The sequence below is a fragment of the Mycobacterium sp. URHD0025 genome, assembly GCF_000426065.1.
In the GTDB taxonomy this organism is placed as follows: Bacteria; Actinomycetota; Actinomycetes; order Mycobacteriales; family Mycobacteriaceae; genus Mycobacterium.
Map to the genome: position 1 here is coordinate 21,123 of NZ_AUEQ01000019.1, position 12,282 is coordinate 33,404.

13 protein-coding genes are annotated in these 12,282 nt (G+C 67.8%); 5 read left to right on the forward strand and 8 right to left on the reverse strand.

The genetic code is table 11. The annotated features are described in order from the left end of the window. The first annotated feature begins 24 nt into the window (after positions 1-24). Positions 25-861: a DUF3109 family protein gene (locus H977_RS33970; protein WP_081681862.1), complete on the forward strand. Its 837-nt coding sequence runs from the start codon at positions 25-27 to the stop codon at positions 859-861. Here H977_RS33970 and regX read toward each other — a convergent pair. From regX to H977_RS0126480, 6 genes are all read right to left on the reverse strand, one after another. Next, the gene (regX, locus tag H977_RS0126455; protein ID WP_029110685.1) at positions 843-1,529 is read right to left on the reverse strand and encodes a two-component sensory transduction protein RegX; all 687 of its coding nucleotides are present in this window, start codon (positions 1,527-1,529) and stop codon (positions 843-845) included. The two genes, H977_RS33970 and regX, sit on opposite strands and share 19 nt — an antisense overlap. An 8-nt stretch (positions 1,530-1,537) precedes the next feature. Next, positions 1,538-2,725 carry a sensor histidine kinase gene (locus H977_RS0126460; RefSeq protein ID WP_029110686.1) on the reverse strand — a complete coding sequence of 396 codons (1,188 nt, stop codon included), beginning with the start codon at positions 2,723-2,725 and terminating at the stop codon, positions 1,538-1,540. A gap of 143 nt (positions 2,726-2,868) precedes the next feature. Beyond that, positions 2,869-3,612 (reverse strand): phosphoglyceromutase, encoded by a 744-nt coding sequence (locus H977_RS0126465; protein WP_029110687.1) that lies wholly within the window; start codon positions 3,610-3,612, stop codon positions 2,869-2,871. 51 nt (positions 3,613-3,663) lie between these two features. Then, positions 3,664-4,161 carry a type III secretion system chaperone family protein gene (locus tag H977_RS0126470; RefSeq protein WP_029110688.1) on the reverse strand — a complete coding sequence of 166 codons (498 nt, stop codon included), beginning with the start codon at positions 4,159-4,161 and terminating at the stop codon, positions 3,664-3,666. 126 nt (positions 4,162-4,287) lie between these two features. Continuing rightward, a complete protein-coding gene (gene mshA, locus H977_RS0126475) occupies positions 4,288-5,592 on the reverse strand; it encodes a D-inositol-3-phosphate glycosyltransferase (RefSeq protein ID WP_029110689.1) in 1,305 nt (434 codons plus the stop codon). 10 nt (positions 5,593-5,602) lie between these two features. Beyond that, positions 5,603-6,883: an ROK family protein gene (locus H977_RS0126480; protein WP_155946852.1), complete on the reverse strand. Its 1,281-nt coding sequence runs from the start codon at positions 6,881-6,883 to the stop codon at positions 5,603-5,605. Between the two features lie 259 nt (positions 6,884-7,142). On the opposite strand from H977_RS0126480, the gene H977_RS0126485 reads away from it, so the two are divergent. Next, positions 7,143-7,892, forward strand: coding sequence for an SDR family NAD(P)-dependent oxidoreductase (locus H977_RS0126485; protein ID WP_029110691.1), 750 nt, complete (start codon positions 7,143-7,145; stop codon positions 7,890-7,892). 97 nt (positions 7,893-7,989) lie between these two features. On the opposite strand, the gene H977_RS0126490 is transcribed toward H977_RS0126485, so the two are convergent. Both H977_RS0126490 and H977_RS0126495 read right to left on the reverse strand, forming a co-directional pair. Next, the gene (locus H977_RS0126490; RefSeq protein ID WP_029110692.1) at positions 7,990-9,318 is read right to left on the reverse strand and encodes a L,D-transpeptidase; all 1,329 of its coding nucleotides are present in this window, start codon (positions 9,316-9,318) and stop codon (positions 7,990-7,992) included. 6 nt (positions 9,319-9,324) lie between these two features. Continuing rightward, positions 9,325-10,431, reverse strand: coding sequence for a UDP-N-acetylmuramate dehydrogenase (locus H977_RS0126495; RefSeq protein ID WP_029110693.1), 1,107 nt, complete (start codon positions 10,429-10,431; stop codon positions 9,325-9,327). A gap of 26 nt (positions 10,432-10,457) precedes the next feature. Here H977_RS0126495 and H977_RS0126500 point away from each other — a divergent pair, with 26 nt between their 5' ends. Genes H977_RS0126500 through H977_RS0126510 form a run of 3 tightly spaced genes read left to right on the forward strand, consistent with a single transcriptional unit; the run spans position 10,458 to position 12,281 of the window. Continuing rightward, the gene (locus H977_RS0126500; protein WP_029110694.1) at positions 10,458-10,964 is read left to right on the forward strand and encodes a DUF2505 domain-containing protein; all 507 of its coding nucleotides are present in this window, start codon (positions 10,458-10,460) and stop codon (positions 10,962-10,964) included. A 23-nt stretch (positions 10,965-10,987) separates the two neighbouring features. After that, positions 10,988-11,500: a DUF2505 domain-containing protein gene (locus tag H977_RS0126505; protein WP_029110695.1), complete on the forward strand. Its 513-nt coding sequence runs from the start codon at positions 10,988-10,990 to the stop codon at positions 11,498-11,500. Beyond that, entirely contained in the window at positions 11,475-12,281 is an 807-nt protein-coding gene (locus H977_RS0126510) for a class I SAM-dependent methyltransferase (RefSeq protein WP_029110696.1), read from the forward strand. Before H977_RS0126505 ends, H977_RS0126510 begins: the two co-directional genes overlap by 26 nt. Position 12,282: the final 1 nt, after the last annotated feature.

Sequence of the window (12,282 nt, forward strand, 5' to 3'; positions counted from 1 at the left end):
GCATATGGGAGTACCGTTTGCGCCGTGGCAGATGTACATCCCGGCGAAGTCGAACTCGACTTTGCCCGTGAATGGGTGGAGTTCTATGACCCGGAGGACGCGACACATCTGATCGCGGCCGACATGACGTGGTTGTTGTCCCGCTGGACGTGTGTGTTCGGCACACCGGCCTGCAAGGGCACCGTCGAGGGTCGCCCCGATGACGGCTGCTGCTCGCATGGAGCGTTCCTCTCCGATGACGACGACCGGGCCCGGCTGGACGACGCGGTCACACAACTGACCGACGACGACTGGCAGTTCCGCGAGAAGGGCCTGGGCCGCAAGGGCTACCTCGAAGACGACGAGTACGACGGGAAGCCCAATCTGCGCACCCGTAAGTACAAGGGGGCGTGCATCTTCCTGAACCGGCCGGATTTTCCGGGCGGCATCGGATGTGCGCTGCACAGCAAGGCCCTCAAGCTGGGGGTCGAGCCGCTGACCATGAAGCCCGACGTGTGCTGGCAGTTGCCGATCCGGCGCAGCCAGGAGTGGATCACCCGGCCCGACGACACCCAGATCCTGCGGACCGTCATCACCGAATACGACCGGCGTGGCTGGGGCGAGGGCGGAGCAGACCTGCACTGGTACTGCACCGGTGATCCCAACGCCCATGTCGGTGCCCGCCCGGTCTTCGAGTCCTACGCCCCCGAGCTCACCGCGGTGCTCGGCGAGAAGGCCTATGCCGAGTTGGCCGCGATGTGCCGCCGGCGCAGCGCACTGGGACTGGTCGCCGTGCATCCGGCGACCAGCGTCGCCGAGCGTCGAGCGGACCAGGCTCCCAATGCCCGGACCTCCAACGGGGTTCAGCCCTCCAGCTTGTAACCGAGGCCGCGCACGGTGACGAGATGCACCGGGTTGGCCGGGTCGGACTCGATCTTGGACCGCAGCCGCTTCACGTGCACATCAAGGGTTTTGGTGTCACCGACATAGTCGGCGCCCCACACCCGGTCGATGAGCTGGCCGCGGGTGAGCACCCGGCCACTGTTGCGCATCAGGTACTCAAGGAGATCGAACTCCTTGAGCGGCAACGTGATCTGCTCCCCGTTGACGCTCACGACGTGCCGTTCGACATCCATCCGCACGGGGCCGGCCTCGAGCACCCCGTCGGCGATGGTGCCGTCGTCGGTGTCCGCGCCGCGGCGCAGCACCGCCCGGATCCGCGCGATGAGCTCGCGGGCCGAATACGGCTTGGTCACATAGTCGTCGGCGCCCAACTCGAGGCCGACGACCTTGTCGATCTCACTGTCGCGTGCGGTGACCATGATCACCGGCACGCTGGAGCGGGCACGCAGTTGCTTACAGACGTCGGTACCGCTCATCCCCGGCAGCATCAGGTCCAACAGGACGATGTCGGCGCCGGAGCGCTCGAATTCGGCCAGAGCAGAGGGACCATCGGCCACCACGGTGGCCTCGAAGCCTTCCTTGCGAAGCAGGAAGGCCAGGGGATCGGCCAGCGACTCCTCGTCCTCAACGATCAACACGCTGGTCATCGGTCTCGCTAATCCTCTCGGTCGTCTGAGTCACCTGTGGACTCATCGGTTTCGGGATAGGCCGGAATCGACAACGTGAATGTCGACCCGGTGCCCGGCTGACTCCACAGCCGGATGGTTCCGTTGTGGTTCGCGGCCACGTGTTTGACGATCGCCAGGCCCAGCCCGGTGCCGCCGGTGGCGCGCGACCGGGCCTTGTCGACCCGGAAGAACCGCTCGAAGACCCGTTCCTGATCGGCCTTGGCGATTCCGATACCGCGGTCGGTGACCGCGATCTCGACACTGCCGCCCCTTCGGCGCCGGCTGACTGAAATGCCGGAACCGTTGGGCGAGTAGGCAATTGCATTCGACACCAGATTGGCGATCGCCGTCACGAGCAAAGTCTGGTCGCCCAGCACCCGGAAGCCGGTCGGGGCGTCGGTGGTGATCGAGATGTCGGCCTTGTCGGCGGCCACCTTGTGCCGCGACAGCGCTTCGGACACCACGGTGTCGACGTCGACGGCGCCCAGATCGGGCAGCCGCTCGGCGCCCTGCAGCCGGGACAGCTCGATCAGCTCGCCGACCATGTCGGCCAGCCGCAGCGATTCGGCCACCATCTTGTCGGAGAAGCGGCGCACCATGTCGGGGTCGTCGGCGGAGGCCTGCAGCGCTTCGGCCAGCACCCGCATGGCACCGACCGGGGTCTTGAGCTCATGGCTGACGTTGGCGACGAAATCCCGCCGGGTGGCTTCCATCCTGGCGTGCTCGGACTGGTCGTCGGCGTAGACGACGGCGAACCGGCGGTCTTCACCGGACAGCAGCCGCACCCAGCCGCGCACCGAGATACCCGAACGTCCCGGATGCGGAAGCTTGCGCGGGGACAGGTCGACGTCGATGGCCTGACCGGTGGCGAACACCTGCTCGGCAGCGCGCCAGGCCCGGTCGTCGAGGAGCCGGTCACGCACCACGCCGAGTTCAGAGGCCCGGTCGTTGGCGTAGACGACGTCGTTGAAGGTGTCGACCACCACGATGCCGTTGGGCGATGCGGAGACGATGTGCTGCAGCATCTGCGACACCGTCAGCCCCGCCTCATCGGCTTCGCGACGCTGCCGCCTCACCACGAGGCGGGGTACGACTGCGGCGGCCACACCCGCACCGACGATCAGTGCGAGCAACGACACGACCACCGTCAGCAGTAACGCCGACACCAAGCTCACGCGAAAATCGTACGCACCCGGTGAACGTCATCCCAGCAGCGTGCGGCCAAAACGGGACAAGTCACATCGACAAATACAGGAGTTCGGCTTTCGTTAACCCTCGGTAACCTGCTGTTTGCCCGCATGCCCGAGTGCCCAGCGAACTACTTCTTGGCTCCCTGCGCGGCCACTGCGGCGGCCCCGGCGGCGGCTGCCTCGGGGTCGAGGTACTCACCGCCGGCGATCAGCGGCTTGAGGTTCTCGTCGAGCTCGTAGCGCAGCGGGATACCGGTCGGGATGTTCAGGCCGACCACCTCCTCGTCGGACATTCCGTCGAGGTATTTGACCAGCGCACGCAGCGAGTTGCCGTGCGCGGCGATCAGCACGGTCTTGCCGGCCGCCAGGTCGGGCACGATCGTGTTCTCGTAGTACGGCACGAACCGGGTCACCACGTCCTTGAGGCATTCGGTCAGCGGGCCGCCGCCGATGTCCGCGTAGCGCGGGTCGGTGTCCTGGCTGAACTCGCTGCCGCGCTCGATGGGCGGCGGTGGGGTGTCGTAGCTGCGCCGCCACGCCATGAACTGCTCTTCGCCGTACTTCTCCTTGGTGGCGGCCTTGTCCAGGCCCTGCAGGGCGCCGTAGTGGCGCTCGTTGAGGCGCCAGTCCCGGTGCACGGGGATCCAGTGCCGGTCGGCGGCGTCGAGGGCCAGGTTCGCGGTGGTGATCGCGCGGCGCAGCAGCGAGGTGTAGACCACGTCCGGCAGAACACCCTGCTCGACCATCAGCTCGCCGCCGCGGACGGCCTCGGTGCGGCCCTTGTCCGTGAGGTCGACATCGACCCATCCGGTGAACAGATTCTTCTGGTTCCAGTCGCTCTCACCGTGGCGGAGCAGGATCAGCGTCGGCATCTTTGGTTCGTCCTCCTCGCGTGCGGGTCCAGAGGATCTTCTCACGAGCGCTCAGTCGTCGATGAGGTGCTCGAACGCTTCGAGGTTCTTCAGCGACTCACCGCGCGAGACCCGCCATTCCCACTCTTTCTGAATGGATGACCGGAAGCCCAGTTCCAGCAGGGTGTTGAAGTCGGAGTCCACCGCTTCGAGCACTTGGCCGAGCACCCGGTCGATCTCGTCGGCGCTGACCGCTTCCAGCGACATCCGCCCGACGAGGTAGATGTCGCCGACATTGTCGAGGGTGTAGGCGACCCCGTAGAGCCTGCGGTTCCGCTTGAGCAGGAACCGGTAGACCCCTTCGAAGTTCTCGTCGGGCTTGCGGCACACGAACGCCTCGACGCGCACCGAATGCTCGCCGATGCTCAGGATGGTGTTGGTCTTGAGCTTCCGCTCCCCCGGTAGCTCGACGACGATGCCTGGCAGCCCGCCACGGGCGCCCTCGTGGTGTTTGTAGACCAGCTCGTGCTCGTCGAGGGTGTCGGTGATGACCTTTGCGACGTCGCTCATGCGGTTACCTCGCAGGCTCGGTTACCGCATTCAGCGCCGATGATTCGCTCGCAAGCTTCGCTCATGCGGTTCCCTCGCAGGCTCGGTTACCGCATTCAGCGCCGATGATTCGCTCGCAAGCTTCGCTCATGCCCGCACACCTCGGCGCAGCGCGAACCGCCGCACGGAACGACGACCGGAGGGCCTGCGGTGTCGGGACCGGTAGTCGCTCATGGCATGGGCATAGCTGTTCAGCAGGGCGTCGACGGTGTGCGCCCAGGAGAACTGTGCGGCGTGCGCGGCGGCCGCCACCCGCAACGGAGCCGGATCGCGCTGCAGCACGTCGTCGATGGCGGCCGCCCAGTCGTCGACGTCATGTCCGTCGACGAGGGCTCCGCTGACGCCGTCGGCCACCGCCACCGGCAGACCGCCGACCGCGGCCGCCACCACCGGCGTACCGCAGGCCTGGGCCTCGACGGCGACCAGGCCGAAGGATTCGGAGTAGCTCGGTACCGCGACCAGATCGGCCGCGCGGTACACGTTCACCAGCTCTTCGCGGGATTGCGGCGGCAGGAAGGTCACGCGGTCGGTGATACCCAGTTCGTCGGCCAGTCGAATCAGGGTGTCGGGTTCGGCCAGGCCACTGCCGGACGGGCCACCGGCAATCAGTACCCGGACCCCGGGCAGTTTGGCGGCCGCACGCAACAGCACGTCGGGTGCCTTGAGCGGCTGGATGCGGCCCACGAAGGCGACCACCTGTTCGTGGGGCGCGATGCCGAGCACTGCCCGGGCCGCGTCGCGATCCCCGGGGGTGAAGGCATCCAGATCGACGCCGGGATGCACCACATCGATGCGCTCGGGATCGGCATGGTGCAGTGAAATCAGTTGCTGCGCTTCATGTTCGGTGTTGACGATGAGGCGGTCGGCCTCGTCGACCACCTGCTGCTCCCCCACCGCGCGCAACGGCGGCTCAGGCGAGTCACCGGCGGCCAGGGAGGCGTTCTTCACCGCGGCCAGGGTGTGCGCGGTGTGCACCAGCGGCACCGCCCAGCGATCCCGGGCCAGCCAGCCGACCTGACCGGACAGCCAGTAGTGCGAATGCACGACGTCGTAGTAGCCGGGCTCATGGGTCGCCTCGGCGCGCAACACCCCTGCCGTGAACGCGCACAGCTGGGTGGGCAGGTCGTATTTGTCCAGCCCTTCGAACGGACCGGCCACCACGTTGCGCACCAGGACGCCTGGCGCCACGGGCACCACCGGGGCGTCCGACGACGAGGTGGCCCTGGTGAAAACCTCCACCTCGACACCGCGCCGGGCCAGCTGCAACGCCGTCTGCAGCACATAGACGTTCATCCCGCCGGCGTCACCGGTACCCGGCTGCGCGAGCGGCGAGGTGTGTACCGACAACACCGCAACGCGGCGCGGAATCTCGAGGTCCGTGGCTAGACGCACACACTCATGTCTACACCGCGGCGATGTTGGCCCCGCCCGCGGACCGGCGGGTTTGAGCGCGCCGCATGGCGCCGATCGGGTCGGCGTACAGGCCGCCCAGCGAAACGATGCCGGCACTGGCCTCTTGGACCCGGTTACCGAAGGCCGTCAGCCGGATATCACGGGGACCCAGCACCGACCGCCGCGCCACGGCGTCCTCCACGACGGGCATGCCCTCGGGGTATTCGGTGAAGGCCTGGCCGCCCAGCACCAGATCGTCGGGGTTGAGCAGATCACGCAGCAGTGCGACGGCCTCGCCGAGCACCCGGGCCCGGTCCGCCAGCAACTCGCGGGCCTTCTCCCCTGATTCCGAACCGCCCTGCCGGGCTGCGCGCAGCACCGCCGCCAGGGTGGACGACGGGCCCTCGGCCGGGATGATCCGCAGCCTGCGGGCCGCGTTGAGCACCGCCTCGTCACTCACCGTGGACTCCAATTGCCCTGAGCCACCGAGCAATTCAGACTGTGCCGGCAACCCCGCGATGGTGCCGGGTCCGCTGGCCGGGGAGTGCACGCGGCCGTCGATGGACAGTGCGTAGCCGACGGTCTCGCGGGCGTACACGTAGAGGCTGGTCCGGGCGGCGACGCCGACGGCCTCCGGCGAGGAGCGGCGTCCACCCAGCAGTAGTTCGGCACCGGCCATGGCGTCGACGTGGGAGGCCACCGACACCGGCAACCCGAGGGCTTCGGCGAGCACCGGACCCACCGGGGCATCGGCCCAGCCCAGCCGCGGGTGATCGAGATACCCGGTGCCGCTGTCGACCACGCCACCGGCGGCGACACCGACCCACAGTGGGCGACGGCGGTGCCAGCGGCTCAGGTAGCGGCGGGCGCTGGAGGCCAACGTGGCCAACGCCGCGGACTGGGATCCCGACGGCGTCGGCGTCTCGACCACGTCCAGGGTGCGACCGAAAAGGTCGGTGGCCACGATGCTGGTGGTACGTGCACCGATGTGGATGCCCAGCGTGAGGTACGGCTCGTGGTTGACCTCGACGGGAACGCGAGGCCGTCCGATGGCCCCCGATACCGCGAGATCCGCACGCTCACGCAGGATTCCGGCTTCGAGCAGCGCCGTTACCTGACGGTTGACGGTCGCGATGCTCAGATGGGTGAGTTGCGCGATGGCGTCCCGGGCGATCGGGCCGCGGGTGCGCACGGCGCTGAACACCGACGCCGAGGCGGCATCGGGCACCTTCAGCGACGGGGCGACGATGTGCAGGAGCCGCGATTGCGGATAGCGCGAGGCCGCCGACAGCGACCGGGCACCCGACGAAGATGCGGTGCGGGCAGAAGACCGGCGGGGAGCGGCGATGGCGGTGGTCACGTGAATTGTCCTTACTGGTTGTCGGCTGGTGGGAAAGACCACACCTGGCGACTCAGCAGGACGGGAAAACGGTGTCCGGGGTCTCCTCAGGCGCGGCGGGGTGCGCAACAACAACACGCACGCCGCGCGGAGCGGGACTCGAGATTTCCGGACACACGAAGAACTTAGCACGCCATCTAATGTTGGTCAGGTGACGACATCACATGCCGAGAAAAGGGTCGCAGTGGTTACCGGCGCCAGCGCCGGCATCGGTGCTGCGACCGCCAAAAACCTTGCTGCCCTGGGCTTTCACGTCATCTGTGCGGCCCGCCGAGCGGACCGCGTCCAGGCCCTGGCCGAGGAGATCGGCGGCACCGCGATTGTGGCGAACGTCACTGACCAGGCCGCGGTCGACGCCATGGCGGCTCAGCTGGACCGGGTTGACGTGCTGGTGAACAACGCCGGCGGAGCCCGAGGTCTTGAGCCCGTGCTGGACGCCGACCTCGAAAATTGGCGATGGATGTGGGAAACCAACGTCCTGGGCACCCTGCGCGTCTCGCGAGCGCTGCTGCCCAAGCTCATCGACTCCGGCGACGGCCTGATCGTGACGGTCACCTCGATCGCGGCGTTCGAAACCTACGACGGTGGCTCGGGCTACACCGCGGCCAAACATGCCCAGGGCGCACTGCACCGCACGCTGCGCGGTGAACTTCTCGGAAAACCGGTGCGGCTCACCGAGCTTGCGCCCGGCGCGGTGGAGACCGACTTCTCCCTGCTGCGCTTCGACGGCAATCAGGAACGCGCCGACAACGTGTACCGGGGCATCACCCCGCTGGTCGCCGAGGACGTCGCCGAGGTGATCGGGTTCGTCGCATCGCGGCCCTCACACGTCAACCTCGACCAGATCGTGATCCGCCCGCGCGACCAGGCCCCGCACGGAAGGTTCAACCGGAGGACGTGACGCGACGAGAGCATCTCGTCGCGTGCTGCTCGCCGATTTCGACATCACGGCCGCGCTTCCCAATTCTCGCGACCCTGGTGTCGAAAGCGGCGCTTGACTAACCGCCGGGCGCGGGCTTCGGCGGTGTGGTGGTCGTGGGCGTGCCGGACAACGTGGGTGCGTCCGTCGGTGTCGCCGGCGCACTCGCAGGCAGGTTCGACGGTGAATCCTCCGAGGACAGCGCCGACATGGACTTCCACTCGTTCCAGTCCACCGCCCAGTCCCAGAGGTCGCCGTCGGCGTAGGACAGCTCGATCCGGGTCCCGGTCACCTCGACCGGGTCGCCGTACATCGCGCTGTTGAAGTACTGCTGCGAGTTCTCCAGGTTCAGGTTGATGCAGCCGTTGGTGACGTTGGTGTTGCCCTGCGAGCCGATGCTGTTGGGGTTGCAGTGGATGAACTCGCCGTTGTTGGAGATCCGGACCGCGAACCGTTCGTGCACATTGCTGTAGCCGGCGGCCGGGTTGGTCATCCAGAAGTCCTCGTACTTCTCGGTGACGACGTGGATGCCACTGCGCGTCACGTTGCGGTCCAGATCGCCTTCGCCGTAGCTGCACGGGAAGTCCATGATCACTGCGCCGGATCCGTCGAGCACCTGGATGCGGTGGCTGGAGGCCTCGGCCTTGACCACCTGGCGTCGTCCGATCTCGAAGTCGAGCGTGGAGTCGGTCGCCCCGTAGGCGCCGTCACCGAAGCTGACGCCGTACAGCGGTGCCTTGACGCTGACCTTGGTTCCGGGCGGGTAGTACTCGCGGGTGCGCCAGTGCACACGAGAGCCCCCGGCTTCGTCGGGCAGCCAGGCCCAGCTGCCCTCGACTGCCGGCGTGGTGGTGACCTGGAGAGCCTTTTCGACGGCCGCGCGGTACTTGTCGTCGATGGCGGCGTCGAATTGCAGGATGATCGGTGCGGCCACCCCGACGATCTGGCCGTCGGCGAGCTGGAACTGACCGTTGACCTGTTTCTGCGGGGCGACCGTGGTGAATTTGCCCTCTACGGGCTGGGCCTTGCCGTCCTGTCCCACGACCGCGCCGGCCCACGTGTAGGTGGACTCGTAGCCAAGCGGTTCGATGACAGTGAATGCGGTGCGGTCACTGTTGAATTTGCCCGCGACCACCTTGCCGTTGGCGTTGGTCAGGCTGACGCGCTGGAACCGGCCATTGTCGACCTTGACTCCGACCGGCGCGGTCGGCAGCACATCTTCGGAGTCGGCGGCGGGCTCATACGTCACCGTCGGCGCCGGCGGCTCTTCGGCCTGAGGCGAGGAGATCGGAGATTTTCCCGAGCAGGCAGCCAGGAATCCGGCTCCCACTCCGACGGTCAACACCGTCAGGGCACGCCGCCGATTGAACAACGGCGCATCCGCCTCTATATCACCGCCAGGGCTCACGTGGATCTAGGGTACTGATAGATCGCACCCAATCAGAATCGGTTCGGGCGCCAAGGTGATCCCGAAGCGGTCCCGGACACCTGCCTGCACGGCTCTGGCCAGGGCAATCACGTCGGCAGTGTTCGCCTCGCCACGATTGGTCACAGCCAGCGCATGCTTGGTGGAAAGCCGAGCGGGCGCGCCGTCTCCCGGATAGCCCTTCCCGAAGCCGGCGTGCTCGACGAGCCAGCCCGCGGCCAGCTTCACCCCGTCCGGTGCGGGATAGTGCGGCACCGGTCCGGCGCCTGCCGTGCGGGCGTCGGCCCGGAAAACGGCCTGCACCCGCTCGAACTCGGCCTGTGACACCACCGGGTTGGTGAAGAACGATCCGACGCTCCAGGTGTCGTGGTCATTCTCGTCGAGCACCATGCCTTTGCCCGCACGCAACTGCAGCACCGTCTGGCGAACTCGCAGCGGGTCCGCGCGCTCCCCCTGTTCGACGCCCAGCGCGTTGGCCAGTTCGCGGTAACGCAGCGGGGCGCTCCGGCGCGCTGGGTCCTGCTCGGCAGTCAGCGCGAACTCGACTTCGAGCACGATGACGGCATCGGAGTGTTTGAGGATGCTGGTGCGGTAGCCGAACTTGAGTTCTTCCGGTGCGGCCCAACGGACTTCGCCCGTGCGCCGGTCGAGCAACCGTACCCGGGTGATGGTGTCGGCGACCTCGGCCCCGTACGCGCCGACGTTCTGCACCGGGGTGGCCCCGGCCGATCCCGGAATCCCGGACAGACATTCCAGCCCGCCCAGACCGTGCCGCAGTGAGGTGACGACCACGTCGTCGAACACAGCGCCGGCCTCTGCGCGCACCAGATTGCCCTCGACGGTGATGGCGGCGTTGGCCACCCGCACGACGGTGAGCTCGGGCATCGTGTCGGCCAGGTCGTCGGCCAGGACCACGTTCGATCCACCCGCCAGGACCAGGATCGGCTCGGCCACGGCACGCAACACATCGATGAGCTGATCGGTGGTGGTGCAGGTGAGCACGCGCGGCGCCACCGGACCGACCCGCAGTGTGGTCAGCGGCGCCAGCGCCACGTCCTCGGCGACAGCGACACCGGCAACATACGAACTGACCACGGGCCGTAACGGTAGCCTGACCAGCTATGCCGCGATCATTCGACATGGCCACCAACTACGAAGGCAGCGTCGAACAGGTCCACCGGGCATTCGCCGACGAACGATATTGGCGGGCCCGGCTCGACGATTCGGGGGCCGACGAAACCACGCTTGACGCCCTGACGGTGACCGGCGATGGCGACATCGAGGCGCTCACCACCCAGATCCTGCGAGCAGACCGACTGCCCGGGCTGGTGTCGCAGTTTCACCGCGGCGATCTGAGGATCCGCCGCGAGGAGCGCTGGCAGCCGATCCGGGACGGATCGGCCGACGGCACGGTCAAGGGCTCCATCGAGGGTGCGCCGGTATCCCTTTCCGGAACCACGACGCTGGCCCCGGCCGACGGCGGATCCCGGCTGTCGGTGCACATCACCGTCGAGGTGAGGGTGCCGCTGGTCGGCGGGAAAATCGAGAGTTTCATCGGCTCGCAGCTGGCCGACCTGCTGATCGCCGAGCAGCGTTTCACCTCGGTGTGGATCGCCGAGCGCGGCTGAGTCCGGCGGTACGGTCTGTAGCCATGAGCCGACGCCGGCAGTCGACGATGGTGTTCGACGCACCCGCACAAACGATCTATGCCGCGTACGCGAGCGGCGAGTACTGGCAGGCCTTGATGGACCGGTACGACGAGCTGACGCCCGGAAAATCCGACATCACGGAGTTCGGGGCCCACGAAGACGGCATCGAGGTCGTGTTCCGGCAGGTTCTGCCGCGCGAGGAGTTGCCGCCGATCCTGCGATCGGTGATACCGCTCGACATGGCCATCACCCGCAAGCAGTATTTCGGCCCCTTCGACCGGGACCGCGCGAACGGCCACTACTCAGCATCGGTTTCACACGTGCCGGGCCGGCTCGATGGCCGATATGTGCTCAGCGGGGCTTCCGCGGGCAGCCGGCTGCAGGCCGACAGCAAGTGCAAGGTGCCGATGCCCCTGCTCGGGGGCAAGCTCGAAGACATGGTCCTGCAGTCCGTCAACGACGTGTTCAGCATCGAGGGGGCGTTCACCGCTGAGTGGATCGCCGAGCACCTCTAGACCCGTCGGCGCGGTCACCCGGGGCACCACCGGGTACAACCGGCTGCGCCGCAGCGACCGCTGGCTGGTGCACTCGCCGCGGGTACGCACCGCGCTGCGGGTCGCAGCCGATCCGCTGGTGGTCGATCTCGGGTACGGCGCACTTCCGGTGACCACCCTCGAATTGGCGGCGCGGCTGCAGGCAGTCCGCCAGGACATCCGCGTGGTGGGCCTTGAGATTCACCCCGAGCGGGTGGCCACCGCGCGGAGCATGGCCGGGGGCACCGATGTGGAGTTCGCACTCGGCGGATTCGAGTTGGCTGGGCTGCGGCCGGTGCTGGTGCGGGCCTTCAACGTGTTGCGCCAGTACCCGGCCGAGGCTGTGCCGGACGCGTGGGCCACGATGTCGCGCCGGCTGGCGCCCGGCGGGCTGATCGTCGACGGCACCTGTGACGAGCTGGGCCGCCGGTGCTGCTGGGTGCTGCTGGACGAGGCCGGGCCGGTGAGCCTGACCCTGGCCTGCGACCCGTTCAGCATCGATCGGCCCTCGGATCTGGCCGAACGGCTGCCGAAGGTGCTGATCCACCACAACGTCGAAGGCCAGCCGATCCACACGCTGCTCAGCGCCGCCGATCGGGCGTGGGCCAGTGCCGCCGGGCACGGCGTCTTCGGGCCACGCGTGCGGTGGCGGGCCATGGTGGAGCTGCTGCGCGCCGAGGGGTATCCGATCGCCGCGCCGCGCCGACGGCTGCGTGACGGGGTGCTCACAGTGCCCTGGCCGACCATCGCCCCATTAAGCTGAG

Bases quoted from the DNA above. Each gene is read 5' to 3' on its own strand.
- H977_RS0126470 (WP_029110688.1), bottom strand. From the start codon at position 4,161: ATGAGCGACGTCGCAAAGGTCATCACCGACACCCTCGACGAGCACGAG.
- regX (WP_029110685.1), bottom strand. From the start codon at position 1,529: ATGACCAGCGTGTTGATCGTTGAGGACGAGGAGTCGCTGGCCGATCCC.
- H977_RS0126500 (WP_029110694.1), top strand. From the start codon at position 10,458: ATGCCGCGATCATTCGACATGGCCACCAACTACGAAGGCAGCGTCGAA.
- H977_RS0126505 (WP_029110695.1), top strand. From the start codon at position 10,988: ATGAGCCGACGCCGGCAGTCGACGATGGTGTTCGACGCACCCGCACAA.
- H977_RS0126465 (WP_029110687.1), bottom strand. From the start codon at position 3,612: ATGCCGACGCTGATCCTGCTCCGCCACGGTGAGAGCGACTGGAACCAG.